Source organism: Streptomyces sp. CBMA152, assembly GCF_014596475.1.
In the GTDB taxonomy this organism is placed as follows: domain Bacteria; phylum Actinomycetota; class Actinomycetes; order Streptomycetales; family Streptomycetaceae; genus Streptomyces.
The window spans coordinates 259,754-285,705 of record NZ_MECJ01000033.1; the positions used below are offsets into that span (position 1 = coordinate 259,754).

At 71.8% G+C, this 25,952-nt stretch carries 19 protein-coding genes and 3 tRNA genes; 12 read left to right on the top strand and 10 right to left on the bottom strand.

Annotated features, from left to right (window positions below):
- The first annotated feature begins 101 nt into the window (after positions 1-101).
- Positions 102-1,310 carry a pyroglutamyl peptidase gene (locus tag BG418_RS34245; protein WP_188278334.1) on the top strand — a complete coding sequence of 403 codons (1,209 nt, stop codon included), beginning with the start codon at positions 102-104 and terminating at the stop codon, positions 1,308-1,310.
- On the opposite strand, the gene BG418_RS34250 is transcribed toward BG418_RS34245, so the two are convergent.
- Positions 1,264-2,094 carry an EI24 domain-containing protein gene (locus BG418_RS34250; RefSeq protein WP_188277954.1) on the bottom strand — a complete coding sequence of 277 codons (831 nt, stop codon included), beginning with the start codon at positions 2,092-2,094 and terminating at the stop codon, positions 1,264-1,266. The two genes, BG418_RS34245 and BG418_RS34250, sit on opposite strands and share 47 nt — an antisense overlap.
- A gap of 121 nt (positions 2,095-2,215) precedes the next feature.
- Between BG418_RS34250 and BG418_RS34255 the strand changes: the two genes are divergently transcribed.
- Positions 2,216-3,367: a serine hydrolase gene (locus tag BG418_RS34255; protein WP_188277955.1), complete on the top strand. Its 1,152-nt coding sequence runs from the start codon at positions 2,216-2,218 to the stop codon at positions 3,365-3,367.
- A 78-nt stretch (positions 3,368-3,445) separates the two neighbouring features.
- On the opposite strand, the gene BG418_RS34260 is transcribed toward BG418_RS34255, so the two are convergent.
- A complete protein-coding gene (locus BG418_RS34260; RefSeq protein ID WP_188277956.1) occupies positions 3,446-3,871 on the bottom strand; it encodes an organic hydroperoxide resistance protein in 426 nt (141 codons plus the stop codon).
- A gap of 125 nt (positions 3,872-3,996) precedes the next feature.
- Positions 3,997-5,025, bottom strand: coding sequence for an NADP-dependent oxidoreductase (locus BG418_RS34265; protein ID WP_188277957.1), 1,029 nt, complete (start codon positions 5,023-5,025; stop codon positions 3,997-3,999).
- Between the two features lie 92 nt (positions 5,026-5,117).
- On the opposite strand from BG418_RS34265, the gene BG418_RS34270 reads away from it, so the two are divergent.
- From BG418_RS34270 to BG418_RS34295, 6 genes are all read left to right on the top strand, one after another.
- Positions 5,118-5,543 (top strand): MarR family winged helix-turn-helix transcriptional regulator, encoded by a 426-nt coding sequence (locus BG418_RS34270; protein WP_188277958.1) that lies wholly within the window; start codon positions 5,118-5,120, stop codon positions 5,541-5,543.
- Positions 5,544-6,464: 921 nt separating this feature from the next.
- On the top strand, positions 6,465-7,055 hold the full coding sequence (locus BG418_RS34275) for a hypothetical protein (protein ID WP_188277959.1): 591 nt from the start codon (positions 6,465-6,467) through the stop codon (positions 7,053-7,055).
- A gap of 326 nt (positions 7,056-7,381) precedes the next feature.
- The gene (locus BG418_RS34280; RefSeq protein ID WP_188277960.1) at positions 7,382-8,419 is read left to right on the top strand and encodes a rod shape-determining protein; all 1,038 of its coding nucleotides are present in this window, start codon (positions 7,382-7,384) and stop codon (positions 8,417-8,419) included.
- 38 nt (positions 8,420-8,457) lie between these two features.
- Positions 8,458-10,092 (top strand): GAF domain-containing protein, encoded by a 1,635-nt coding sequence (locus tag BG418_RS34285; protein WP_188277961.1) that lies wholly within the window; start codon positions 8,458-8,460, stop codon positions 10,090-10,092.
- Between the two features lie 301 nt (positions 10,093-10,393).
- Positions 10,394-11,839, top strand: a complete 1,446-nt coding sequence (locus BG418_RS34290; protein ID WP_188277962.1) for an acyl-CoA synthetase — start codon at positions 10,394-10,396, stop codon at positions 11,837-11,839.
- Positions 11,840-11,867: 28 nt separating this feature from the next.
- The gene (locus BG418_RS34295; protein ID WP_188278335.1) at positions 11,868-13,223 is read left to right on the top strand and encodes a carboxyl transferase domain-containing protein; all 1,356 of its coding nucleotides are present in this window, start codon (positions 11,868-11,870) and stop codon (positions 13,221-13,223) included.
- 200 nt (positions 13,224-13,423) lie between these two features.
- On the opposite strand, the gene BG418_RS34300 is transcribed toward BG418_RS34295, so the two are convergent.
- The 5 genes from BG418_RS34300 to BG418_RS34320 form a co-directional block, all read right to left on the bottom strand.
- Positions 13,424-14,647, bottom strand: a complete 1,224-nt coding sequence (locus BG418_RS34300; RefSeq protein WP_317453874.1) for an MFS transporter — start codon at positions 14,645-14,647, stop codon at positions 13,424-13,426.
- A 187-nt stretch (positions 14,648-14,834) separates the two neighbouring features.
- The gene (locus BG418_RS34305) at positions 14,835-15,575 is read right to left on the bottom strand and encodes a class I SAM-dependent methyltransferase (protein ID WP_188277964.1); all 741 of its coding nucleotides are present in this window, start codon (positions 15,573-15,575) and stop codon (positions 14,835-14,837) included.
- 690 nt (positions 15,576-16,265) lie between these two features.
- Positions 16,266-16,339, bottom strand: a tRNA-Ile gene (locus tag BG418_RS34310).
- Positions 16,340-16,504: 165 nt separating this feature from the next.
- Positions 16,505-16,577, bottom strand: a tRNA-Asn gene (locus tag BG418_RS34315).
- 5 nt (positions 16,578-16,582) lie between these two features.
- Positions 16,583-16,655: transfer RNA gene (locus tag BG418_RS34320), tRNA-Asn, on the bottom strand.
- Positions 16,656-16,849: 194 nt separating this feature from the next.
- Here BG418_RS34320 and BG418_RS34325 point away from each other — a divergent pair.
- The 4 genes from BG418_RS34325 (at position 16,850) to BG418_RS34340 (ending at position 22,595) form a co-directional block, all read left to right on the top strand.
- Positions 16,850-17,161 carry a YtxH domain-containing protein gene (locus BG418_RS34325; protein WP_188277965.1) on the top strand — a complete coding sequence of 104 codons (312 nt, stop codon included), beginning with the start codon at positions 16,850-16,852 and terminating at the stop codon, positions 17,159-17,161.
- Positions 17,162-17,298: 137 nt separating this feature from the next.
- Positions 17,299-18,750 (top strand): FGGY family carbohydrate kinase, encoded by a 1,452-nt coding sequence (locus tag BG418_RS34330; RefSeq protein WP_188277966.1) that lies wholly within the window; start codon positions 17,299-17,301, stop codon positions 18,748-18,750.
- Between the two features lie 189 nt (positions 18,751-18,939).
- Complete coding sequence (locus BG418_RS34335) at positions 18,940-20,673, top strand: ABC transporter ATP-binding protein (protein ID WP_188277967.1); 1,734 nt, start codon at positions 18,940-18,942, stop codon at positions 20,671-20,673.
- A complete protein-coding gene (locus BG418_RS34340; RefSeq protein WP_188277968.1) occupies positions 20,670-22,595 on the top strand; it encodes an ABC transporter ATP-binding protein in 1,926 nt (641 codons plus the stop codon). Before BG418_RS34335 ends, BG418_RS34340 begins: the two co-directional genes overlap by 4 nt.
- Positions 22,596-22,631: 36 nt before the next feature.
- Here the strand turns inward: BG418_RS34340 and BG418_RS34345 are convergent, their stop codons facing one another.
- Both BG418_RS34345 and dnaG read right to left on the bottom strand, forming a co-directional pair.
- Complete coding sequence (locus BG418_RS34345; protein WP_188277969.1) at positions 22,632-23,864, bottom strand: RNA polymerase sigma factor; 1,233 nt, start codon at positions 23,862-23,864, stop codon at positions 22,632-22,634.
- Between the two features lie 171 nt (positions 23,865-24,035).
- Positions 24,036-25,925 (bottom strand): DNA primase, encoded by a 1,890-nt coding sequence (gene dnaG, locus BG418_RS34350; protein ID WP_188277970.1) that lies wholly within the window; start codon positions 25,923-25,925, stop codon positions 24,036-24,038.
- Positions 25,926-25,952: the final 27 nt, after the last annotated feature.

Sequence of the window (25,952 nt, forward strand, 5' to 3'; positions counted from 1 at the left end):
GGAGTTCCTTCCCGATACTGGCCGCCCATGCCTTGACGGAAGGATGCCCAGTGGTACGTGTACGGGTACGGGGAGCGCGGCTCGCCCTGGTGATCGCTTCGATGACGTTCGGCGCGGTGCTCGCGCCGGTGCAGGCGCAGGCACAGCCGCACGCGCCGACCACGGCGGCGCCGCCCACCGTGGAGGAGCAGCGCCTCGACGGGGCCGTGCCGCAGGAGATCCTGCGGCGCTCCGGATTCGACGACGCGGCGCCGGAGTTCACGCGCGCGTTGGCCGACGTACGGTCCTACCGCCAGGCCGACCGCCTGGTCGCCCGGGAGGGCGCGCGGCTGTGGCGGCGGGCCGTGGACCGGGCGCAGGGGCGCGGCCCTGCGGGCGGCGACCTGAGCCGGGACGACGACCGGCCGCTGTACTGGGCCCGGCTCGGGCTGACCCGTGAACTGCGCGGCTGGGAGCCGGAGTTCGGGCTGACCGAGGCGCGGCGGGCCGCGCTGCTCGACCATCTGGAGCGGTCCTCGCGCGGCCAGGACTCGATCTCGTATCCCTCGGGAACGGGCTTCAAGCGGATCCTGGTCACCGGCTTCGACCCGTTCACCCTCGACCGTGACATCCGGATCAGCAATCCGTCGGGGGCGAACGCACTCGCGCTGGACGGCACCTGGATACGGACGGCGGACGGGCCCGCGTGGGTCGAGACGGCCATGTTCCCAGTGCGGTACGGGGACTTCGCGGCGGGCACGGTCGAGCGCGCGCTGCGGCCGGTGCTTCCGCAGGTGGACCTGTTCACCACGGTGAGCCAGGGACGGGTGGGGCGCATCGACGTCGAGCGCTTCAACGGGGCCTGGCGGGGCGGCTTCCCGGACAACGAGAACGTGTCGCGGACGGAGACGGTGCCGGTCTCGGACCCGGCGACACAGCCGCAGTGGACCACGACGACCTTGCCGTACAAGGCAATTGTGGCGGCGAAGACCGGGCCGTTCCCGGTGTACGACCACACCTCGGTGACCGAGATCCCGGCGGGCGGGACGGACCCGGTGGTGCGTGACGACGGTCCCACGGCCGGGTCGACGGCCCGGGAGGGCGGTGGCGGCGACTACCTCTCCAACGAGATCGCGTACCGGGTGACGCTGCTGCGGGACCGCCTGGGCCTCACGATCCCGGGTGGCCATGTCCACACCCCGGTGCTCCAGTTCGGGGCGGGCAACACCGATCCGGCGACGGGCTCGATCACGGACCCGGAGTTCGTCCGCAACCGGCTCGACATCATCGCGCAGCTCCGGGAGATCCTGGAAGTGGCGGCGGCTGGCTGACGGCCCCGGCGGGCGCGGGCTCGGCGTCCTCCGCCGGGTCCGCGGCCTCCCCGGTCAGGTCCCGCACCAGCAGCGTCGCGCCCGCGACCGCCCCCGGCATCAGGAACACCGCGACGAACGGCACCAGGAACGCCAGCGTCAGCGGGACACCGAAGCCCAGCACGAGCAGCCGTCGCCCGCGCAGCAGGGCCAGGCGCTCCCGCAGCTCCACGCCCCGGCGCTGGAGCGCCACCGCCGTCAGCTCCTCGGCGAGGAAGAACCCGGAGACGCAGAAGCCGATCGCGGGGATCACGGTCTGCCCGACCACCGGCAGGAAGCCGAGGCCGAACAGGATCACGCCGTACGCGGCCACGCGCACCAGGATCCGCAGCGAGTCCCGGGCGGAGATCCACAGCTCACGCCAGAGCGGCAGACCGGACTCCGGCGCATCGCCACCGCTCTCGGCCCGGTCCACGTCCTCGGACAGCTTCTCGTAGAAGGGCTGGCCGATGAGCAGGGTGACCGCGGTGAAGGTGATGATCGCCAGGAACAGGCCCATGGCGAAGACGAGGGCGGTCAGAAAGCCCCGGAACAGCGCGAGCCACGGCGAGGACCAGCCGTCGGCGAACGGCGTCGCCCAGCCCACGAAGTCGTCCGCGCCGTAGGCGAGGCCGGTCAGCGCGGCCGCGTACAGGACGAGGGTCACCAGGCCCGGCAGCAGCCCGAACCCGAAGGACCTGCCGTGTCCGGCGACCCATCGCTGCCCTTTGACCAGATATCCGAAGCCCGCCCCGAGGTCACGCATGGCCGGATTCTATCGACCGGTAACCGCCCCTTCGTACGGGAATTCCGGCGCCGGTCCCGTTCGTTCAGATCGCGGAACGCGATCACGAGACGACATCACGACGCACGCACAGGGGAGCGGCATGCCGAGCGATATCACCGTGCAGGGAACCGTCGCCGAGGGGTACGAGGGCGTACGGGAGGAGCTGGCGGCGTTCACGGCCGAGGCGGAGCACGACCCGGGCGCGCAGCTCGTGGTCCACAAGGACGGCGAGCTGGTCGTCGACCTGTGGACGGGCGATCTGGTCACCGGCGACTCGCTGACCCCGGTCTTCTCCGCCACCACGGGCGCGGCCTATCTCGTGGCGGCGCTGCTGGTCCAGGACGGGGCGCTCGACCTGGACCGCGAAGTGGCCTTCTACTGGCCGGAGTTCGCGGCCGAGGGCAAGGGGGCCGTCACCATACGCCAGCTGCTCACCCATCGGGCGGGGCTGATCGGCGCGGACGACGGTTTCACGGCCGACGAGCTCGTCGACGACCGCACGGTGGGCGACCGACTCGCCGCGCAGCGCCCGTTCTGGCAGCCGGGGGCGGGCCACGGCTACCACGTGCTGACCATGGGCGCGCTGGTCAACGGGGTGGTGCGGCGGGTGTCCGGCGCCAGTGTGCAGGAGCTGTTCGAGGAGCGGATACGGGCCCCGTACGGCCTGGATCTCTTCCTCGGGCTGCCCGAGGCCGAGCGCGACAGGACCCGCGAGGCGCTGCCGATGCTGCCGACGCCGGAGCAGAAGGCGGGGCTTGCGGCGCTCTCGCGCAGCCGCAGCGGTCTGATCACGATCGCGTTCAACCGCAGCGCGGACCCGGACTTCGACGTGCTGGCGCTCGCCAACTCGCGCCAGGCGCAGGAGAAGAGCCCGGCCTCGCTCGGCGGCGTCGGCAACGCGCGCGGTCTGGCCGGGATGTACGCGGCGGCCACAGGCGCGTTCGCGGGCCGGGAGCCGCTGCTGAAGCCGGACACGATCGCCGAGTTCGCCCGCCCGCACTCGCTGGGCCGGGACCTGATCACCGGCGGCGACGAGTGGGCGCTCGGCTTCCAGGCGCTCGGCCTGCGCTACCCGAGCCTCGGGGCCGACGCCTTCGGCCACGCGGGCGCCTCGGGCACCCTGGCCCTGGCCGACCCGCGCGCGGGCATCGCGTACGGCTTTGTGCGCCGCCGCTACGCCTTCCCGGGCGGCCCGGCGGCCGAGAACGACCGGCTGACGCGGGCGGTGCAGGTGGCGGCGGAGGGTTCGTAGGCACAGCGGGCATACGAAAGGCCGCACCCCGCCGAGTGCGGCCCTTCCCAGGTGACAAGTGGTGTACGAGGCGTACGGTCAGGCGATCGCGAGGTCGACCGTGATGTTGCCGCGCGTGGCCTTCGAGTACGGGCAGACCTGGTGCGCCTTCTCGATCAGGGCGCGCGCGGTGGCCTCGTCCACGTTCGGGATGGCGGCGGCGATCTTCACGATGATGCCGAAGCCGTCGTCGTTCTTGCCGATGCCGACCTCGGCGGTGACCGTCGAGCCGGATATGTCGGCGCTCTCCTGGCGCGCGACGACGCCGAGCGCACCCTGGAAGCAGGCGCTGTAACCGGCGGCGAACAGCTGCTCCGGGTTGGTGCCCGCGCCGCTGCCGCCCATGGCCTTCGGCGGGTTCACGACGACGTCGAGCTGACCGTCGTCGGTGGCGACGCGGCCGTCGCGGCCGTTCTCGGCGGTGGCGACGGCGGTGTACAGGACATCGGACTGCTGGATGGACATGCTGAGTGCTCCTCCTGCTCGTTCCCGGCCGCTCGCGCCCACGACAGCCGTGATGTGGAAAGACCTTATCGGATGACGGAAGTCACCCGACAAGGTCGGTCACGCAGGTGGAGCTGTGTCCCGGGTCACTCGCCCAGCGAGACGACCATCTTTCCGGTGTTCTCGCCGCGCAGCATGCCCAGGAACGCGTCCGCGCCCTTCTCGATGCCCTCGACGACCGTCTCGCCGTACTTGAGCTCACCGGAGGCGATCCACCCGGCCACGTCCTGGACGAACTGCGGCTGGAGCGCCGCGTGGTCGCCGACGAGGACGCCCTGGAGCCGCAGACGCTTGCCGATGATCATGGCCATGTTGCGCGGGCCCGGGGTCGGCTCGGTGTCGTTGTAGCCCGCGATCATGCCGCAGATGGTGGCGCGGCCGTGCACGTTCATCGAGGAGATCGCGGCTTCGAGGTGGTCGCCGCCGACGTTGTCGAAGTAGACGTCGACGCCGTCCGGGGCCGCCTCGCGCAGCTGGTCGCGGACGGGGCCCTTCTTGTAGTTGAAGGCGGCGTCGAAGCCGAGCTCCTCGACCAGCCACTTCACCTTCTCGTCGGAACCGGCCGAGCCGATGACGCGCGAGGCACCCTTGATCCGGGCCATCTGGCCGACCAGGCTGCCGACGGCGCCGGCCGCGCCGGAGACGAACACGGAGTCGCCCTCCTTGAAGGAGGCGACCTCGAAGAGACCCGCGTACGCGGTCAGACCGGGCATGCCGAGCACACCGAGGTAGGCGGAGAGCGGGGCGAGCGAGGCGTCGACCTTGGTGGCGTGCTTGGCGTCCACGTCGGCGTACTCGCGCCAGCCGAGCCCGTGCAGGACGTGGTCACCGACGGCGTAGCGCTCGTCGGCCGAGGCCACGACGACACCGACCGCGCCGCCGTCCATCGGCTTGTCGAGCGCGAACGGCGGGATGTACGACTTCACGTCGTTCATGCGGCCACGCATGTACGGGTCGACCGACATGAAGAGGTTGCGCACCAGGATCCGGCCCGCGGCGGGGGCCACGACCGGGGTCTCCTTGAGCGCGAAGTCGGTCGGGACGGGCCAGCCGTGCGGGCGGGCGACGAGGTGCCATTCACGGCCGGTGGCGGGGAGTGCGGACGGTACGGACATGAGAGCTGCGCCCTTCCTGGATTACTTCAGGTACTGAAACAACCATGCTCCTGGATATTTGAGATTGTCAAGTAACTGGGTACCCTGTATTCATGGCCCCACGTATGGATCCCCTGAGCCTCGAAGTCGTCGAGCTGATCGGCACGGTGGTGGCCCGCTACCACGAGGAGTACGAGCGGGCCGCGTCCGAGCACGCGCTGACCGGCGCCCAGGCGCGCGTCCTGCGCCTGCTCTCGCTGGGGCCGGTCCCGATGCGCCAGATCGCCCTCAAGCTGAAGTGCGAGCCGTCGAACGTGACGGGCATCATCGACCGCCTGGAGGCCCGCGGCCTGGCCGAACGCCGCCCCGACCCGGCGGACCGCCGCGTAAAGCTGGCGGCCCCGACCGAGGAGGGCCAGACAACGGCGACCCACCTCACCGAGTCCCTGAACTTCGCCCGCGAGCCCCTGGCTGAGCTGTCGACGGAGGAGCGGACGGTGCTGCGGGATCTGCTGAGGCGGATGCTGGGGGCGACCTGACCGTCCCGGGCACTTAAGGGGCGCGGGGAACTGCGCGACCAGCCCCCACCGGCCCGCAGCTAGACGCACCACCAGAGAAATCGGGTGCAAGAGGTCTTCGTAGGCGAAGGCGTGGGCGAGGGCGCAGGCCCGGGCTGCCCAGGCGGCGGGGCCGAATCCGAAGCGGACGGCACAGGGGACCCGGACGGGCCGGGCGACGCGGTCCCACCCGTGGCACCGGACGTGGGACCCGGGGACGGCACCCCCGTACGACCCGCACGCGTACCACCAGGCACAGGCACCCCACTGCCCCCCGGCCAGGGCCGCGCACCCCCCGCCTTCGGGTGCGACTTCCCATGCCCAGCCGCCGCAGGCACGGCGCTGGGCCGCCGAGGCCCACCCTCACTCGGATCGGGCGCAGGCTCGGACGTCTCCTGCGAGATCGGCTCCTCGTCATGGACGGCCGTCGCCGCGCCCCGATCGTTCGCGGGCGGCTCGATCGCCAGCTCCGCAAGACCCAGCGCCCCCGCCGCGAGCACGACACCCGCCGACCCGAACAGCACGAGGCGCCCGCGCCGCTTACGGGCCCGGCGACGCGTACGCGCCCGGGGCTGCTCGCGCTCGCGGCGCGCCCGGCGGTACCCGGTCGGGGCGGCGTCGGTGGCACCGGCCGCGGCGGTGTCGTACACCCCGAGGTCGATGATGTCGGGCTGCCGCAGTTCCTCGGCGGGGGTGCCGCATCCGGCGCAGGCCAGTGCGCCGTTGAGGTGCCGTCGGCAGACGTGGCAGTAATCCATGGCCAACGGAGGCTATGCGCGTACGGGTCGACAATTGGGGCCCGGAGTGTGTGGATCCTGTGTGGAACCCGATCTTCCGTGGCGTGTCCCCCGTACGAACCCGGGCGTTCGGTGCGTTGTCAGTGGGGCCGGGCAGGATGGGGTCATGACGGACGCACAGCCGCATTCCACCGGCCCGGCGCGGCCCGGTTCCTTCGGCCCGCGCGACTTCCAACTTGTCCTGCTGCGGCGGATGGCCGACCACCAGCCGGGCCTGGTCGAGGACGCCCGGCACGAGCTCGGGGCGTCCATAGCCGAGATGCGCGAGGCGAACCGGCGCTGGCAGGCGATGGTCCGCTCACCGCGCTCGCGCGGCGCGGCGGCCCGGTACCGGTCGGTGCTCGGCGAGCCCGAGCGCGTGCTGCCGCGCACGGTCGGCGACCTGGAGTGCGAGGCGCGGCTGTGGCCGGTGCCGCTGTGGCCGACGCTGCGGTTCGAGGTTCTGGCGGGGCCGGACGGGACGGTGTGGAACGAGTGGCTGATCCGGGCACCGGGTTCGCCGGGTCCCGCCCTGACCTCGGTGGACGACCTGCGCCCGTGGTCCTGCACGGTCGACGAGGCGGCCCGCGCGTTCGCTCCGGCCCGGCCGATGGAGGGCAGCGCGCCCACGCGCTGGCAGCTGGAACTGACGCTGCCCGGCGGCGACCGCCGCGTGGCGGAGTTCTCGTGGGGGCTGCTGCAACGGCTGTTGCCGTAGGAGGTACGGATCTCGACTGCGGACCGTGTGTGGCTGATCGCGCAGTTCCCCGCGCCCCTAAAAACGTCGGCCGAGCCAAGTTCCCAGGGTTCGGCGGACCACCTAAGGGGCGCGGGGAACTGCGCGAGCGAGCCAGCACGGTCCGCAGTCGAAAGGCACGCTCGGGCAACACGGCACGCCGAGGGCCGACACGTCGTCCCCCGATCAGCCCCGCCTCCGGCGGGTTTGGCACTCAGTCAGCCGACGCCCGACCGGCGCAGCCCAGCGCGCGCCGGGCCCGTCGGGAACGGACGATTCGATCAAGAGCCCCAGTCGGGAGGATCGCCGTGAGCGTCAGTCTGGAACAGTTGCGCCGTTGCCATGTAGCCGTAGACCTCGGGGCCGCGAGGACGCGTGTTTTCGTCAAGGGCCTCGGGCTCGTCGTGGACGAGCCCAGCGTCGCGGCCGTCAACACCCAAACCGGCGCGCTGATCGCCGTCGGCACGTTCGCCGAGAAGATGACGGGCCGTACGCCGGACTACATCCGGGTCGCCCGACCCGTGTCCGGCGGCACCGTCGTCGACATCGAGATGGCCCAGCGCATGCTGCGCCATCTGATCGGCGAGAAGCTGCGGCGCCAGCTGCGCCGCAAGCCCCGGCTGCGGGCCGCCGCCTGCACCCCGCACGAGGCCGACCCGCTCGCGCAGCGCGCCACCATCGAGACGCTGGTGGGGCTCGGCGCCCGCCGCGTCGAGCTGGTCGACACCCTGATCGCGGCGGCCGTCGGCTGCGGACTCCCGGTCGAGCAGCCGACCGCCACCATGATCATGGTGTGCGGGGCGGCCACGACCCAGATCGCGGTGCTCTCGCTCGGCGCGATCGTCACCGCCGAGCGCATCCCGGTCGGCGGCGACGCGATCGACCACGCGGTCATCCAGCACCTGCGCCACCAGCACGAACTGATGCTCCCGAGCCAGTCCGTACGCCCCCTCCAACTCGCCCTCAGCGGCAACGGCCTGACCTCCCAGGGCCCGGCGTCCACCGAGATCCACGGCCGCGACGTCGCCACCGGCCTGGCGCGCTCGGTCCAGGTGGACACGGCGGCCGTCCGCGACGCGATCCACACCCCGCTGACCGCCGTCCTCGACGGCATCGGCAAGGTCCTGCGCGACTGCCCGCCCGACCTGGTCGCCGACCTCGCCGACCGCGGGATCATGATGGTCGGCGGCAGCGCGCTGCTGCCGGGCCTGGACCAGATGCTGCGCAAGGCGACGGGCATGCCCGTGGCCATCGCCGAACGCCCCGACATCTGCGCCATCCTCGGCCTCGGATCGATGCTGGACGGCAAGATCGAGCCGATGGTCCTGGACCCGCTCGCGGAGTGACCAGACCGTACGGGACGGGTGGTACGGGAGGGGCGGACGTGGGAGAGGACACGGCGCAGAGCGACGGACCGGCATCCAAGGGCCCGACATCCAAGGGCCCGGCAGGCACGAGCCCGGCATCCAGAACGGGCCCGCCGCCCCGGCTCCCCGTCCTCCTCGACGCCGTCCTCAGCGTCGGCTCCGAGCTCGAACTCCGCACCACCCTCCAGCACATCGTGGACACCGCGGCCGACCTGACCGACGCACGCTACGGCGCGCTCGGCGTGGTCGACCCCGAACGCGGGCGGCTCACCGAGCTGTTCACGGCCGGGCTCACCGAGGCCGTGCGGGAGCGGATCGGGGCGCTCCCCGACGGGCGCACCGGACTGATCGGCGCGCTCATCCACGACCCCCGCCCGCTGCGCCTCGCGGATCTCACCGCCGACCCGCGCTCGTCGGGCGTGCCACCGGGCCATCCGCCGATGCGATCGTTCCTGGGCGTCCCCATCCGCGTACACACCGAGGTGTTCGGCAACCTCTACCTCACCGAGAAGCGCAGCGGTCCGTTCACCGAGGAGGATCTGGCGCTGCTGCGCGTGCTGGCCTCGCAGGCGGGGATCGCGATCGGCAACGCCCGGCTGTACGAGACGGCCCGGCGGCGCGAGCGGTGGATCGAGGGCGCGGCCGCCGTCACCACGTCGCTGCTGACCGGCGACACGGCGGCGGACGCGCTGATGACGGTCGCCGAGCGCGCCCGGCTGCTCGCGGACGCGGCCGCCGGGGTGGTGCTCCAGCCCACCGAGGCCGGCGGCATGGAGATCGTCGCCGCCTCCGCGCCCGACGACCCGGCCGACTTCGTGGGCACCGCCATCGAGCCCGGCTCGCCCGTACTGGTCCAACTGCTCAGTGGCGAGCCGGTGTTCATCGAGGACTCGGCGACCGATCCCCGGATGACCACGCACGTACGCACCCGGTTCGGACCGAGCATGATGCTGCCGCTGCAGAGCGGCGGCAAGCTCATCGGCACGCTCGCGCTCCCCCGGCGGCGCGGCGGGCTCCCGTACTCGGCGGTGGACCGGCTGCTGGCCGCCCAGTTCGCCTCGCAGGCCGCACTCGCGCTGGTCCTCGCGGACGCGCAGCACAACCGTGAACGCCTCGCGGTGTACGAGGACCGCGACCGGATCGCGCGCGATCTGCACGACCTGGTCGTCCAGCGGCTGTTCGCGACCGAGATGATGCTGGAGTCGACCCGCCGCCGGGCCACGAAGGCCGCCGCCGACGACACGGACGAGCTGCTGACCAGGGCCGTGGACGAGCTGGACTCCACGATCCAGGAGGTGCGTACGGCCATTTTCGCCCTCCAGCAGCCGCCCGCCGACGCGCCGACGACGCTGCGCGGGCGGGTGCTGCGCGAGACGGACGGGGCGGGGGCGCTGCTCGGGTTCCGCCCGTCGGTCCGCTTCGAGGGGGCGGTGGACGCGCTGGTCGGCGACGACACCCGGCTGCTGGCGGCCCTGCGTACGGCCCTGGCCACCGCGCACCGCCGTCCGGGCATCACGTCCGTCGCGGTCACGGTCGACGCGACGGCGACGCTCCCGGGCGGCCGGTCCGGAGTGCGCCTCACCGTGACGGACGACGGCCTGCGCGACGACGGCACGCCCGGCGGCGAGACGGTGTGGCAGGAGCCGCTGTAGGTCCGGCCCGGGGGGGGGAATCCCCCACCCCACCCCGCCCCTTCCCGAAAGCCTCCGGCGGGTGTCGTTCGTCTGCGGCCCGGTGGGGGCTTGTCGCGCAGTTCCCCGCGCCCCTAACTACCCAGGGGCGCGGGGAACTGCGCGAGCAACCCAGCACGGTCCGCAGCCGACCAGATCCCTCGGAGAGTTTCGGGAAGGGGCGGGGCGGGGGAAGATCACACCGGAGAGGGGCGGCGCGCCGCGTAGGGTTTCCGCAGGCCGGTGGACGGCCGGCGACCGTCGACCCCGAGGAGCCCCGTTCGTGTCCTCTCTCTTTCCCGCCCTGCTGACCGCCGACGACAAGCAAGCGCTACGGTTCGACGGACGCGCCCTCACCTACGCGGAACTCGCCAGTACGGCAGGCTCCTTGGCGGCCCGGATCGAAGGGGCCGGACGGGTCGCGGTCTGGGCGACCCCCACGCTGGAGACGGCCGTGGGCGTGGTCGCGGCACTGCTCGCCGGGGTCCCGGCCGTACCCCTGAACCCCAGGACGGGCGAACGGGAACTGGCGCACATCCTCAAGGACAGCGCCCCCACGACGATCCTGGCGGCCCCGACCGACCAACTCCCGCCCGCACTGGCCGAGTTGACCCGTATCGAGGTCACGGCAGCGGGAACGGCCACAGCCGACCCCACTCCGGAGCGAACGCTTCCGCTGGGCGACACGCACACCGACCCCGAATCCCCCGCCCTCATCGTCTACACCTCCGGCACCACCGGCCCGCCCAAGGGCGCCGTCCTCCCCCGCCGGGCGATCGCCACGACGCTCGACGCACTGGCGGACGTCTGGGGCTGGACGGCCGACGACGTACTCGTCCACGCCCTGCCCCTCTTCCACGTACACGGCCTGATCCTCGGCATCCTCGGCCCGCTGCGGCGCGGCGGTTCGGTGCGCCACCTGGGCAAGTTCTCGGTCGACGGGGTGACCCGCGAACTGTCGTCCGGCGCGACCATGCTCTTCGGCGTACCGACGATGTACCACCGGATCGCCGAATCCCTCGACACCGACCGGGAGTTGGCCAAGGCGCTGACCGGGGCGCGGCTGCTGGTGTCGGGGTCGGCGGCGCTGCCCGTCCACGACCACCGCCGGATCACGGCGGCGACCGGCCGCGCGGTGATCGAGCGGTACGGGATGACCGAGACGCTGATGAACACGAGCGTACGGGTGGACGGCGACCCGCGACCCGGCACGGTCGGCGTACCGCTGCCCGGCGTGGAGCTGCGGCTCGCGGACGAGTCGGACGGCATCGGCGAGATCCAGGTGCGCGGCCCGAACCTGTTCAGCGGCTATCTCCACCGCCCGGACGCGACGGCCGCGGCCTTCACCGAGGACGGCTGGTTCCGCACCGGCGACATGGCGAGCCTGGAAGCGGACGGTTACGTACGGATCGTCGGCCGCAAGGCCACCGACCTGATCAAGAGCGGCGGGTACAAGATCGGGGCGGGCGAGATCGAGAACGCCCTGCTCGACCACCCCGGGGTGCGCGAGGCGGCCGTCACCGGGGAGCCGGACGCGGATCTCGGGGAGCGGGTGGTGGCCTGGGTGGTGCCGACGGATCGTCAATCTCCTCCCACTGCTGAGGAGTTGGCGGAGCACGTAGCCACCCAACTGGCCCCCCACAAACGCCCTCGTACGGTCCACTACCTCGACGCGCTGCCCCGCAACGACATGGGCAAGATCATGAAGCGGGCGCTGCAGAGTGACTGAGGGGAACCGCCGCCCGAGCGCGAGGCACATGGTCGCCGCCGTCACGGACGACTTCACCGAGCTGTTCCCGCCCGAGCGCGAGACGGCGCCGGACGGCCCGCTCGGCTGGGAGGGGTACGCGGCGTCACGGGCGCGCGCGACGGAGCGCACGGGCGAGCACGAGTCGGTGATCTACGGCGTGGCGCAGGTCGAGAGCCGCCCCTGCATCCTTACCTCCTTCGAATTCGGCTTCCTGGGCGGGTCGTTGGGCGAGCGGACCGGGGACCGCCTGGAAGCCGCGTACGCGACGGCCCGGGAGCGGCGGCTGCCGCTGGTCTCGCTGATCTCGACCGGAGGCAGCCGGATGCAGGAGGGCATGGTCGCCCTCACCCAACTCCAGCGCGTGGCCCGCCAGTCCGCCCTGCTGCGTGCCGCCGCACTCCCCCAGATCGCGGTCCTGCGCGACCCCACGACCGGCGGCGGCTGGGCCACGCTGGGCGCGGGCGCGGACGTGATCCTCGCGCTCCCCGGCGCCCAGATCGGCTTCGCGGGCTCCCGGGTCCGCCCCGCGGACGCGGACCCGGCGGCGTACTCGGCCGAGGGGCAGGTGGCGGCGGGGGCGGTGGACGCGGTGGTGCCGGTGGAGGAGTTGCGGGGGGTGGTGGGGGCGTGGCTGGGGCTGCTGGGACCTGGGCGGGGGACGGTGGAACCGGGGCGCGGGGCCGTCGGGGGTTCGGTGGTGCCCGCCGACGTGCCGGACGCGCTCTCGGACACGGCGCTGCCCGTCACCGGCTGGGACGCGGTGCGTGCGGCGCGGGCGGCGGGGCGGCCGCGTGCGTCGGCGTATCTGGACGCGTACTTCACCTCCCGCATGGCGCTGAGCGGGGACCGGTGCGGGGGTGTGGACGACGGGATGCTCTGCGGGTTCGGGCTGCGGGACCGGCGTACGGTCGCGTACGCGGCCCAGGCCGGCACCGCGACGCGCCCGGCGGGCTACCGCACCGCCGCCCGTCTGATCCGGCTCGCCGACCGGCTGGGCGTGCCCGTCCTGACCCTGGTCGACACGCCCGGCGCGGCGAACGACGCGGCGGCGGAGCGGGCCGGGCAGGGGGCGGCCATCGCGGACTGCTTCGCGGCGATGGCGTCGGCGGTCGTGCCGGTGACGTCGCTGGTGATCGGGGAGGGCGGGTCGGGCGGGGCCCTTGCTCTGTCTTCTCCGTCCCGTACGTGGGTCACGGCCGACAGCTACTTCTCCGTCATCGCGCCGGAGTTGGCGGCGGCGATCTTGAAGCGGGGGCCGGGGGATGTGCGGGCGACGGCGGACCAGCTGCGGATACGTCCCCAGGACCTGGTGGAACTGGGCATCGCCCAAGGCGTGATCTCCCCCACCCCACCCCTTCCCTGAACCCTCCGGGGGCCGGGGCGCAGCCCCCGGGAGAACCACCGACCCCGTTTGTCTGCGGACCGTGCCGGGTTGCTCGCGCAGTTCCCCGCGCCCCTAACTACCTAGGGGCGCGGGGAACTGCGCGATCAGCCACATGCGGTCCGCAGCCAAAAACCCGGCCGCTCGCCCAGAGCTTTCGGGAAGGGGCGGGGTGGGGGAGATCACGCCTCCGGGTCCCGCGCGTCGTACCGCGCGAACCGACGCCGGCTCAGACCCAGCAGCGTGACGGCCAGCACGCAAGCGACCCCACCACCCGTCACCGCCACAGTCGGCGACGCGAGGTCCGCCGTCGTCCCCGCGAGGAAGTCGCCAAGACGCGGCCCACCCGCGACGACCACGATGAACACCCCCTGCAACCGCCCCCGCATCTCATCCGGCGCAGCCACCTGCATCATCGTGTTCCGGAACACCATGGACACGGTGTCCGCACACCCCGCGAGGGCGAGAAAAACGAGCCCGAGCCACAGATTCCGGGTCAGCCCGAAGACCGCGATCGCCGCACCCCACGCGCCCACCGAGAGCAGAATCGCCAGCCCATGCCGGTGCACCCGGCTCAGCCACCCCGAGAACACCCCGCCGAGCAACGCCCCGAACGCGGGCGCGGCGACGAGGAGTCCGGTCGTACGCGCGTCACCGCCGTACCAAAGAACCGCCACCGCCGGGAACAGCGCACGCGGATGCGCGAGGATCATCGCGCAGAAGTCGGAGAAGAACGTCATCCGCAGGTTCGGCCGGGTCGCGAGGAAGCGGAACCCGTCGAGCACGGAGGCCCGCTTCGCGGTCGTACGGTCCCGGTCGGGCAGCATCGACGGCAGCCGCCACATCGCGTACAGCGCGGCGGAGAAGCTCACGGCGTCCAGCAGATACGCCGACTGGTATCCCGCGAAACCGACCATCAGCCCGCCCAGCATGGGGCCGACAAGGGTCCCCGACGTCGTGGTGATCGAGCTCAGCGCGTTCGCGGCGGGCAGTTGTTCCGGCGGCAGCAGGCGGGGGATCATCGAGGACCGGGCGGGCGCGTTGAGCGCGGCGCAGACCGACTGCAGCGCGACGATCCCGTACAGGAACCACACATGCGCGAACCCGGCGAACGCTGCCGCCGCGAGCCCCGCCGACAGCACCGCGGACCCGGTCGCGCTGGCGAGCCCGAGCTTGCGCCGGTCGACCGTGTCGGCGATCGCACCGCCGTACAGCCCGAACACCATCAGCGGCACCAGCGAGAACAGCCCCACGAGCCCGACGGAGAAGCTGGACCCGGTGATGTCGTAGACCTGGAGGGAGATCGCGAGCGCGGTCATGCCCTGCCCGACCCACGAGATCGTGTTGCCGAACCAGAGCCGCCGGTAGTGCGCGGAGGTCCGCAGCGGCGTGAGGTCGGCGAGTATCCGGGGACGGTCGTCGCCGTTACGGCTACGGGCCTTACCGTTACGGGCTTTGGCTTCGGGTTGCGCGGTCACGCGGGATGGTAACCGGGGCGGGTGGGACGACGCTTGCGAGTTTCACGCCAGAGCTCCCGAGGCGTACGAGGGCGCCCCGTTCCCGCGGGAACGGGGCGCCCTCGTACACATCACGTCAGACGCGCTCCGCGTGCACGTACGACATCGGGTAGACGATGCGGCCCTTCTCGTCCACGTCGAACGCCTCCGGGTCGAACGGCAGCGTGCCGCCCGCCTCGACGCGCTGCTTCTCGAAGTACTCGCGGGTGTGGTTGGTGGTGCAGAGGCTGTCCTCGATGGAGAGGATGCGCCACTGGCCCTCGCCCTCCAGGTTCAGCCGGAAGTTCTCCTTGCTGACCCGCAGCTGCTGCGGCGGCAGACCCTTCAGCTCGGACTCGGCGAAGCCGTAGACGTGCAGATGCGCACCCGGGGCGGTCACCCGGTGCAGGGCGGCCGCGTACGCGCGCCGCTGCTCGTCGTTGAGGACGTGGTAGAGCCCGTAATCCAGAACGGTCTCGAAGCCGCCCTCGATGCCCTCGAACCTGGTGGCGTCGGCGACCGCGAAGTTGACGTCGAGCCCGCGCTCACGGGCGCGCTCCTGCGCCTGACCGATGGCGGAGGGCGAGAAGTCCAGGCCGGTGACGGCGTGGCCCCGGCTCGCCAGGTGGAGCGAGTTCTGCCCGGTGCCGCACCCGGCGTCCAGCACCTTCCCGCGGAACGCGCCGGACGCCTCCAGGGCCACCACGACCGGCTGCGGCTCGGGGATGTTCCAGGGCGCGAAGTCGAACTTCATCCCCAGGCCCTCGGTCCCCACCTTCCCCGCGTACAGCGGGTCGAAGTTGGCGCTGCCCGCCGTGTAGACCTGCTCCGTGCTCACGTGGTGCCTCCCGTTGTGCGCTGCGCGGAAATTAAGTGATGCGGTCAATCTCCCGGACCGAATCACCTCCGGACAAGCCTGAACGGGCGTATTGCGGCGACCTGTACGTTCAAACGCGGGAATTCCGCGGTTGCACACTGACCTTGACAAATTGACCGCCGCTCGGCCACGGCCCGCCGCCCCGGACGCGTGCCGCGCGCTCGACGCCCCGGGCCCCCACGGCCCGTGGCCAGGCCAGGCGCCCCACCGGGCCGGGTGCCGGACGGGGTCGGGCCGGGGCTCCCCCACAGCGGCCCCGGTTCCGGAAGCGTCCGCTCCGCCGCCCCCTATTTCCCGAATTCGGAATTCCACCGCCCGCGCACTTCCCGTACGCACGGAATTCGACAGGGTCGGAAACGAAGGAGAGTCGACCCCATGGATCGGAGGTGAGAGGGGTCGGGAATCGCAGATGATGAATCCTGGGTTCCGGATCGCTGATTCGCGCGTACCGCGCACTGCCCCCGTCGGCGCCCCGGCGTCGGCGCCCGCCATCCGCCCGGCGCCCACTCCCCGCCGAAGGTGCCATGCGGTCCGGCCGTCAGATCGGCCGACGCTCTCCACCGTCCTCACGATCGCCGCGCGGCGCCCCCGCCCTCCACCAGGAGAGCAGGGAACACCCAGGCTGAACGTTTCTGCGAAGGAGGCGCAGAGTGGGGCGGGTGGGACTCGAACCCACGGCCGACGGATTATGAGTCCGCTGCTCTAACCGGCTGAGCTACCGCCCCTAACGGCGCGTCGCGCACATTTGTGCGCGCCGTCTGCCGCAGCATAGCCGCTCATACGATCTCCTGCCTCGGATGGTCGGCAACGCACGACCATGAGGACCGCGCTGCGGGCTGCCCGGTTCCCCCGGGCATGAAAAAGGACCCTCAAGGGGTCCTATTCCACTGCTCTCCCGACTGGACTCGAACCAGTAACCTGCCGGTTAACAGCCGGCTGCTCTGCCAATTGAGCTACAGGAGACCGAGCTCCCCCGACTGGACTCGAACCAGTAACCTGCCGGTTAACAGCCGGCTGCTCTGCCAATTGAGCTACAGGGGAATGTCTCGTTGCATCGAACGTACCTACCCCGGGTGTCCCCGGGCGGCGTGCGCTCGCTGCGACACATACATTAGCGCAAGCAGGGGGGTGCTCCGCCAATCGGTTCCGCCCCGGGTGATCACGGGGCTGCACGGGTAGGCGCAGCACACGACGCCACAGCTGCGTCAGACAGACGCCACAGAAGGGTGACCGCCATGCGCTACCGGCTCACGTTCGCCGCCGGACTCGTCGTCGGGTACGTGCTCGGGACCCGGGCCGGGCGCGAGCGGTACGAGCAGTTGAAGAAGTCCGTACGGCAGGTCGCCCAGAACCCGGCCGTCCGCAACACCGCCGAGTCGGCGGCCCAGAACGGCCGCGCGTACGCGGGCAAGGCGTTCAGCGCGGTGAGCGACAAGGTCTCCGAGAAGGTCGGCGACAAGATGCCGGGCGCGGTCGCCGACCGGGTGCGGTCGCTGCGCGAGCGCGGCCAGGGCAACGACGACGACTGGGGCACCAGCAACACCTGACCGGCGCCGGGTACGCCGGCAGCACCCGGCGGGCGCCGCGCACATGGGCAACACTTGACCTGAGCAACATCCGGCCAGGGCAACACCTCACCCACGCGTGGCCTCCGTGGCCCCGGGCGTGATGCAGAATCGTGCGCATGGGGATAGTCGCCGGGCTGGACAGCTCTTCCGCCTTCACTCGCATCGTCGTCTGCGACACCGACACCGGTGCCGTCCTGCGGCAGGGGTACGCCCCGCATCCCGTGGACCCGAAGGCCACCGAGGTCGATCCGCAGGCCTGGCTGCTCTCGCTCGGCGAGGCCGCGGCCGGCGGGCTGCTCGAAGGGGTGCAGGCCATCGGCGTCGCCGCCCAGCAGCACGCGCTGATCGCGCTCGACGGACAGGGCTCGCTCGTACGGGCCGCGCTGTCCGGCAACGACAAGCGCGCCCAGGTCGCCGCCGCCGACCTCACCGACGCGCTCGGCGGGCGCGAGTCGTGGGCCAAGGCGGTCGGGTGCGTACCGCAGGCCGCCCAGGCGGTGGCCAAGCTGCGCTGGCTGGCACGGAACGAACCCGAGGCCGCGAAGCGCACCGCCGGGATCGTGCAGGCCCACGACTGGCTGGTGTGGCAGCTGCTCGGCCGGCCCGCGCGCCGCACCACCGACCGGGGCGCCGCGTCCGGCACCGGGTTCTGGTCCGCCGCGACCGGCTTCTACCGGCCCGACCTGGTCGAGCTCGCGCTCGGCCACCAGGTGGCCCTGCCCGAGGTCCTGGGCCCCTCCGACGCCGCCGGCACCACCCCCGAGGGGCTGCTGATCTCGGCCGGCACCGGCGAGACCATGGCCGCCGCCTTCGGGCTCGGCGTCGGTCCCGGCGACGCGGTCGTCTCGCTCGGCGCCTCGGGTTCGGTCATGGCCGTGCATCACGAGGCGCTGGCCGACCCCGCCGGGATGATTACGTCGTTCGCCGACGCCACCGGCCGCCATCTGCCCGTCGTGCATACGAGCAACGCCGTACGGGCCCTGCGCGGCACGGCCGAGATGCTCGGCGCGGAGAGCCTGGAGGAGCTGTCGGCCCTCGCGCTGAAGTCCACGCCGGGCGCCAGCGGGCTCGTCCTGCTGCCGTATCTGGAGGGCGAGCGCACGCCCCGGCTGCCGCACGCCGCCGGGACGCTCGCCGGGCTGCGCCGTGAGTCGATGAAGCCGGAACATCTGGCCCGGGCCGCGTTCGAGGGCATGCTCTGCTCGCTGGCGGACGCGCTGGACGTGCTGCGGATGCGCGGCGTCGAGGTCCGCCGGGTCTTCCTGCTGGGCGCGGCGGCCGAACTGCCCGCCGTGCAGGCGGCCGCGCCCGCGATCCTGGGGACGCAGGTGGTCGTGCCGCAGCCCGCCGAGTACGCGGCGCTTGGAGCCGCCCGGCAGGCCGCCTGGGCGCTCGGCGTCTCGCAGGGCACCCTGGCCGCGCACACCCCGCCGGCCTGGCAGGGTGCGGCCGCGCAGGTCTTCGAGCCGGGCGAGGAGCTGGCCGTGGGGCAGGCGGTGCGCCAGCAGTACATCGCGATCCGGGACGAGATCCACCCGGGCGCGTTCGGTGGCGGCGCCACGTCCTGACCCGTCCCGTACGGGGCCGTACGGAGGATTCGTACGACGGACTCCGGCGTGGCGACTTGACTACGTCGGAGGTCCGCCCTTTACTCATCCTTTTGACTCGCCCTTGGCTTAATTGCTTGGGGTTGCGGGGGTGGTGTGTCGCAAGATGGGGTTCGATACCCCGATCTTGCCGACCCGGAGAGCCCCCACGTGCTCATACGACTTCTGCGGACCCATCTGGTTCCGTACAGGAAACCGATCGCGCTTCTGGTGCTGCTCCAGCTGCTCCAGACCTGCGCGACCCTCTACTTGCCGACCCTGAACGCCGACATCATCGACAACGGTGTCGTGAGCGGGGACACCGGCTACATCCTGGAGTACGGCGGTGTCATGATCGCCGTCAGCCTGGTGCAGGTCGTCTGCAACGTCGGTGCCGTCTTCTTCGGCGCGCGGACCGCCGCCGCCGTGGGCCGGGACATCCGGGCGGCCGTGTTCGGGCGCGTCCAGTCGTTCTCCTCGCGCGAGGTGGGCCACTTCGGGGCGCCGTCCCTGATCACCCGGACCACCAACGACGTCCAGCAGGTCCAGATGCTGACGCTGATGTCGTTCACGCTGATGGTGTCCGCGCCGATCATGTGCGTCGGCGGCATCATCATGGCGCTCGGCCAGGACGTGCCGCTCTCGACGGTGCTGCTGGCCGTGGTGCCGGTGCTCGGGATCTCCGTGTCGCTGATCATCCGCAAGATGCGGCCGCTGTTCCGCACCATGCAGACCCGCCTGGACACGGTCAACCGCGTGCTGCGCGAGCAGATCACCGGCAACCGTGTGATCAGGGCGTTCGTGAAGGACGACTACGAGCAGAAGCGCTTCGGCGGGGCCAACACCGAGCTGACGGAAGTGTCGCTCGGCACCGGCCGGCTGATGGCCCTGATGTTCCCCACCGTCATGACGGTCGTGAACGTGTCGTCCGTGGCCGTGGTGTGGTTCGGCGCCCACCGGATCGACAACGGGTCGCTGCAGATCGGCCAGTTGACCGCGTTCCTCACGTATCTGATGCAGATCGTGATGGCCGTGATGATGGCCACCTTCATGTTCATGATGGTGCCGCGCGCCGAGGTCTGCGCCGAGCGCATCGAGGAGGTGCTCGGCACCGAGACCAGCGTGGTGCCCCCGAAGGCGCCGGTGCGCGAGCTGCGCCGCAGCGGTCATCTGGAGGTGCGCGGCGCCGACTTCACGTATCCGGGCGCCGAGGAGGCCGTGCTCAAGGGTGTGGAGCTGGTGGCCCGGCCCGGTGAGACGACCGCGATCATCGGGTCGACGGGCAGCGGCAAGTCGACGCTGCTCGGGCTCGTACCGCGGCTGTTCGACGTGACCGACGGATCGGTCCTGGTCGACGGCGAGGACGTGCGCGGAATCGATCCCGTACTGCTGGCCAAGACCGTCTCGATGGTGCCGCAGAAGCCGTATCTCTTCTCCGGGACGGTCGCGACCAACCTCCGTTACGGGAACCCGGACGCCACCGACGACGAGCTGTGGCACGCGCTGGAAGTCGCCCAGGCCAAGGAGTTCGTCGCCAAGCTGGACGGCGGGCTCAACGCGCCGATCGCGCAGGGCGGCACCAATGTCTCCGGCGGCCAGCGCCAGCGGCTCGCGATCGCGCGCACGCTGGTGCAGCGCCCCGAGATCTATCTCTTCGACGACTCGTTCTCGGCACTCGACTACGCGACGGACGCCGCGCTGCGGGCCGCGCTCGGGCGCGAGACGCGGGAGGCGACCGTGGTGATCGTCGCCCAGCGGGTGTCCACGATCCGCGACGCCGACCGGATCGTCGTCCTGGACGAGGGCCGGGTCGTCGGGACCGGCCGCCATCACGAGCTGATGGACGGGAACGAAACGTATCGGGAGATCGTGCTCTCCCAGCTGACGGAGGCTGAGGCGGCATGAGCGGCGGACCCATGGCGCGGATGATGGGCGGCGGCGACGCCCAGCGCTCGATGGACTTCAAGGGCTCCTCGAAGCGGCTGCTGCGCCAGCTCGCGCCGGAGAAGCGCACGCTCTGGGTGATGCTCGGGGCCGGTGTGCTCAGCGTGGCCGCCTCGGTGGTCGGGCCCAAGATCCTCGGCAAGGCGACCGACCTGGTCTTCGCGGGCGTCGTCGGGCGGCATTCGGAGGGCGCGACCAAGGACGCGGCCCTCGCGGGTCTGCGCCGGAAGGGCGAGGGCGGCCTCGCCGACATGCTCTCCGGGGTGGACTTCACGCCTGGCCAGGGCATCGACTTCGGCGCGGTCGGCCGGGTGCTGCTCCTCGCGCTCGCGGTGTACGTGGCCGCGGGGCTGCTCATGCTGGTGGCGACCCGGCTCTCCAACCGGGCCATCAACCGCACGGTGTTCCGGATGCGCGAGGAGGTGCAGGCGAAGCTGTCGCGGCTGCCGCTGTCGTACTTCGACCGGGCCAAGCGCGGCGAGGTGCTGAGCCGGGCGACCAACGACATCGACAACATCTCGCAGACGATGCAGCAGACGATGGGCCAGCTCATCAACTCGCTGCTGACCATCGTCGGCGTGCTCGCGATGATGTTCTGGATCTCGCCGCTGCTCGCCCTGGTGGCGCTGGCGACCGTACCGCTGTCGGTGTTCGTGGCGACCAAGGTCGGCAAGCGCTCGCAGCCGCAGTTCGTGCAGCAGTGGAAGACCACCGGCAAGCTCAACGCGCACATCGAGGAGATGTACACCGGGCACACCCTGGTGAAGGTCTTCGGGCGCCAGGAGGAGTCGGCGCAGCAGTTCGCCGAGCAGAACGACGCGTTGTACGAGGCCGGGTTCAAGGCGCAGTTCAACAGCGGTGTGATGCAGCCGCTGATGATGTTCATCTCGAACCTGAACTACGTGCTGGTCGCGGTCGTCGGCGGTCTTCGGGTCGCCTCCGGCACGCTGTCCATCGGTGATGTGCAGGCGTTCATCCAGTACTCGCGGCAGTTCTCGATGCCGCTCACCCAGGTCGCCTCGATGGCGAACCTGGTGCAGTCGGGTGTCGCGTCCGCCGAGCGGATCTTCGAGCTCCTGGACGCGGACGAGCAGGAGCCGGACGCGGCCGGGACCGAGCGGCCGGTGGAGCGGCGCGGCGCGGTCACCCTGGAGAAGGTGGCGTTCCGCTACGACCCGGACAAGCCGCTGATCCACGACCTGTCGCTGAAGGTGGAGCCGGGCCAGACGGTCGCGATCGTCGGCCCGACCGGCGCGGGCAAGACCACGCTGGTCAATCTGCTGATGCGGTTCTACGAGGTGACGGAGGGGCGGATCACCCTGGACGGGGTGGACGCGGCCCGGATGTCGCGCCAGGAGCTGCGCGCGGGCATCGGCATGGTCCTCCAGGACACGTGGCTGTTCGGCGGCTCCATCGCGGACAACATCGCGTACGGGGCGGACCGTTCGGTCACCCGCGAGGAGATCGAGGAGGCGGCCCGGGCGGCGCACGCGGACCGGTTCATCCGGACGCTGCCCGACGGGTACGACACGGTGATCGACGACGAGGGGACGGGGGTCAGCGCGGGCGAGAAGCAGCTGATCACCATCGCCCGGGCGTTCCTGTCGGACCCGGTGATCCTGGTCCTCGACGAGGCCACGAGCTCGGTCGACACCCGCACCGAGGTGCTGATCCAGAAGGCGATGGCCCGGCTTGCCCATGGGCGTACGTCGTTCGTCATCGCGCACCGGCTCTCCACGATCCGCGACGCCGACGTCATCCTCGTGATGGAGAACGGCTCGATCGTCGAACAGGGCACGCACGACGAGCTGCTGGCAGCCGAGGGTGCTTACGCCCGGCTGTACGCGGCGCAGTTCGCGCAAGCCGTGGCCGAGGTCGACTGACAGACGGGCGGGGAGCGGGTGTTGGCCCGCTCCCCCTCAGTCCAGGTACCCCCTCAACTGGTCCGCGAACGCGTGGTCGCGGAGTTTGTTGAGCGTCTTCGACTCGATCTGGCGGATGCGTTCGCGCGTCACGCCGAAGATGCGGCCGATCTCCTCAAGGGTGCGCGGGCGCCCGTCCGCGAGCCCGTAGCGCAGCTGGACCACCTTGCGCTCGCGCTCGCCCAGCGTGGACAGCACCGCCTCCAGGTGCTCGCGCAGCAGCAGGAAGGCCGCGGACTCCACGGGCGAGGCGGCGTCACCGTCCTCGATGAGGTCGCCGAGCGCCACATCGTCCTCCTCGCCGACCGGCGCGTGGAGCGAGACCGGCTCCTGGGCCAGGCGCAGGACCTCGCTGACGCGCTCCGGCGGCAGGTCGAGATGGGCGGCCACTTCCTCCGGCGTCGGCTCGTAGCCGCGCTCCTGGAGCATCCGGCGCTGCACCCGGACGACCCGGTTGATCAGCTCCACCACATGGACGGGGACGCGGATCGTGCGGGCCTGGTCGGCGAGCGCGCGGGACATGGCCTGACGGATCCACCAGGTCGCGTACGTCGAGAACTTGTAGCCCCGGGCGTAGTCGAACTTCTCCACCGCGCGGATCAGTCCGAGGTTTCCCTCCTGGACCAGGTCGAGCATGGTGAGCCCGCGCCCGACGTAACGCTTGGCGACGGAGACGACCAGGCGCAGGTTCGCCTCGATCAGACGGCGCTTGGCCATCCGGCCCATGACCACCAACTTGTCGAGATCCACGGCGAGTTGGGAGTCCGGATCGGGGGTGGTGCTGAGCTTCTCCTCGGCGAACAGGCCCGCTTCGACCCGGCGGGCGAGCTCGACCTCCTCGACGGCGGTGAGCAGCGGGATCCGCCCGATCTCCCGCAGGTACTGCCGGAAGAGGTCGGAGGACGGTCCGCCGGTGTCCGCGCGCCCCGGCACCCGCTCGGGCGGCTCGGGCACCTCCACCACCTCGTCGACGAGCGGTTCGACGGCGGGCGCGTCGGCCTCGGGGTGGAGCACGGCCCGGGCCTGCGGGGGCACGGTGGCGACGTCGGTATCGGTCAGGGTCTGGGTCTGCACGGGGGCGACCTCCAGGGTGATCGCTGCCGGATCGGGGGCGTGCGGCAGCGGGACGGGGGCGGCCGGGCCGCTGTCCGTCCCGTACACGATGAGCGGATCCGCGGGGGTGAGGTACCCACCTTCGGTGGGCCGGCCGCGCTCCGAGGACTCAGGCACCGCACCCCAGTGTGGGGTAAGACACATCTCCGCCACGAGGGGCGTGCGATGACTTTTTGAAGCCGGTCCGTGACCGGGCGGTTACCCGTGCGGGAGCGGCGTCGTGCCGCGCTGACTCCGGTACGGGTACCCCGGAGCGGTCCCGCTACCCCGGCAGGCCCGGGCCGGGCGTCAGAGTGCCTGCACGCCCCGGTTGCGCAGCGCCTGGCCGTACTGCTGGAGGACCCACAGCTCGTTCTGGACCGCGCTGAGGCGCGCGGGGTCGCCGTTCTGGCCGAGGCGGGCCAGGGTGCCCTGGATGTCGAGGAGGCGGCGGTCGACGGCGCGGCGGCGCACCCACACCAACTGCTCGCCCGCGTACGCCTCGTCGACCACGCGCGCGTGGATCGCCTCCACGGCGAGCTCGGTGACGAGCGCGCGGACCGTGTCGTCCGGCGCGGACTCCAGGACGGCGGGGAGGTAGTCGGAGGGCGCGTCCGTGGCGCCGCCCGCGTCCATGATGCACTGGCGCACCGCCGCGTACGGCGGGGCCGTGAACTCGTCCACGCCGTACGCGTCGAACGCCGGGGAGACCAGGTTCGGGTACTGGAGCGCCAGCTTCAGCAGCTCGCGCTCGGTGCGGTGGGCTGGGCTGCGCAGATTGAGCGCGGGGCCGGAGGCGGCGGCCGGGGCCTGCACCTCCCCGTATCCGCGACGGCGGTCCGGCGCGGGGCCCTTGCCGCCGCGGTCGCGGGCCCAACGGGCCAGCTGGGCCACGCGCTTGACGACGAACTGGGTGTCCAGGATGCCGAGGATGCCGGCCAGCTGGACGGCCACCTCGTGCTGGGACGCCACGTTCTTGATGCGGGCGACGATCGGCGCGGCCTCGTCGAGCGCGGCGGCGCGGCCCGCCGGGGTCTCCAGGTCGTAGCGCTGGACGATCTGGCGGATCGCGAACTCGAAGAGCGGGGTGCGGGGCTGGACCAGGTCCGCGACCGCCTCGTTGCCCTTCGCGAGACGCAGCTCGCAGGGGTCCATGCCGTCGGGGGCGATCGCGATGTACGTCTCGGCGGCGAACTTCTGGTCGTCCTCGAAGGCCCGCAGGGCGGCCTTCTGGCCCGCCGCGTCACCGTCGAAGGTGAAGATCACGCGCGCGCTGCCGTTGTCCATCAGGAGGCGGCGCAGGATCTTGATGTGGTCGCCGCCGAAGGCGGTGCCGCAGGTGGCGATGGCGGTGGTGACCCCGGCCAGATGGCAGGCCATCACATCGGTGTAGCCCTCGACCACGACCGCGCGGCTCGCCTTGGCGATGTCCTTCTTGGCGAGGTCGATCCCGTACAGGACCTGGGACTTCTTGTAGATCGGGGTCTCGGGGGTGTTGAGGTACTTCGGGCCGTTGTCGTCGTCGCGCAGCTTGCGGGCGCCGAAGCCGACGACCTCGCCGGAGACATCGCGGATCGGCCACATCAGCCGGCCCCGGAAGCGGTCGATGGGGCCGCGGCGGCCCTCCTGGGACAGGCCCGAGAGGGTCAGCTCCTTGTCGGAGAAGCCCTTGCCGCGCAGGAAGCGCGTGAGGTGGTCCCAGCCGGCCGGGCTGTAGCCGACGCCGAAGTGGGCCGCGGCCGCCTGGTCGAAGCCGCGCTCGGCGAGGAAGGCGCGGCCGATCTCGGCCTCGGGGCTGGTGCCCAGCTGCTCGATGTAGAACTGCGCGGCGACCTGGTGCGCCTCGACCAGCCGGATGCGCTCGCCGCGCTGGTGGGACGGGTTGTAGCCGCCCTCCTCGTACCGCAGGGTGATGCCCGCGGTGGTGGCCAGGCGCTCGACGGCCTCGGAGAACGACAGGTGGTCGATCTTCCGGACGAAGGCGATCGTGTCGCCGCCTTCCTGGCAGCCGAAGCAGTGGAAGAGACCCTTGCTGGGGCTGACCTGGAAGGACGGGGACTTCTCGTCGTGGAAGGGGCACAGGCCCTTGAGGTTGCCGCCGCCCGCGTTGCGCAGCTGGAGGTACTCGGACACGACGGCGTCGATCGGGACCGCGTCCCGGACCGCCTTCACGTCGTCATCGTTGATCCTGCCTGCCACGCATGAATACTACGGGGAGGTTGTGAC

What these genes read in the sequence shown, in the direction of transcription:
- BG418_RS34245 (WP_188278334.1), top strand. Translation starts at nt 102, where the DNA reads ATGACGTTCGGCGCGGTGCTCGCGCCGGTGCAGGCGCAGGCACAGCCG.
- BG418_RS34250 (WP_188277954.1), bottom strand. Translation starts at nt 2,094, where the DNA reads ATGCGTGACCTCGGGGCGGGCTTCGGATATCTGGTCAAAGGGCAGCGA.
- BG418_RS34255 (WP_188277955.1), top strand. Translation starts at nt 2,216, where the DNA reads ATGCCGAGCGATATCACCGTGCAGGGAACCGTCGCCGAGGGGTACGAG.
- BG418_RS34260 (WP_188277956.1), bottom strand. Translation starts at nt 3,871, where the DNA reads ATGTCCATCCAGCAGTCCGATGTCCTGTACACCGCCGTCGCCACCGCC.
- BG418_RS34265 (WP_188277957.1), bottom strand. Translation starts at nt 5,025, where the DNA reads ATGTCCGTACCGTCCGCACTCCCCGCCACCGGCCGTGAATGGCACCTC.
- BG418_RS34270 (WP_188277958.1), top strand. Translation starts at nt 5,118, where the DNA reads ATGGCCCCACGTATGGATCCCCTGAGCCTCGAAGTCGTCGAGCTGATC.
- BG418_RS34275 (WP_188277959.1), top strand. Translation starts at nt 6,465, where the DNA reads ATGACGGACGCACAGCCGCATTCCACCGGCCCGGCGCGGCCCGGTTCC.
- BG418_RS34295 (WP_188278335.1), top strand. Translation starts at nt 11,868, where the DNA reads ATGGTCGCCGCCGTCACGGACGACTTCACCGAGCTGTTCCCGCCCGAG.
- BG418_RS34325 (WP_188277965.1), top strand. Translation starts at nt 16,850, where the DNA reads ATGCGCTACCGGCTCACGTTCGCCGCCGGACTCGTCGTCGGGTACGTG.
- BG418_RS34330 (WP_188277966.1), top strand. Translation starts at nt 17,299, where the DNA reads ATGGGGATAGTCGCCGGGCTGGACAGCTCTTCCGCCTTCACTCGCATC.
- BG418_RS34340 (WP_188277968.1), top strand. Translation starts at nt 20,670, where the DNA reads ATGAGCGGCGGACCCATGGCGCGGATGATGGGCGGCGGCGACGCCCAG.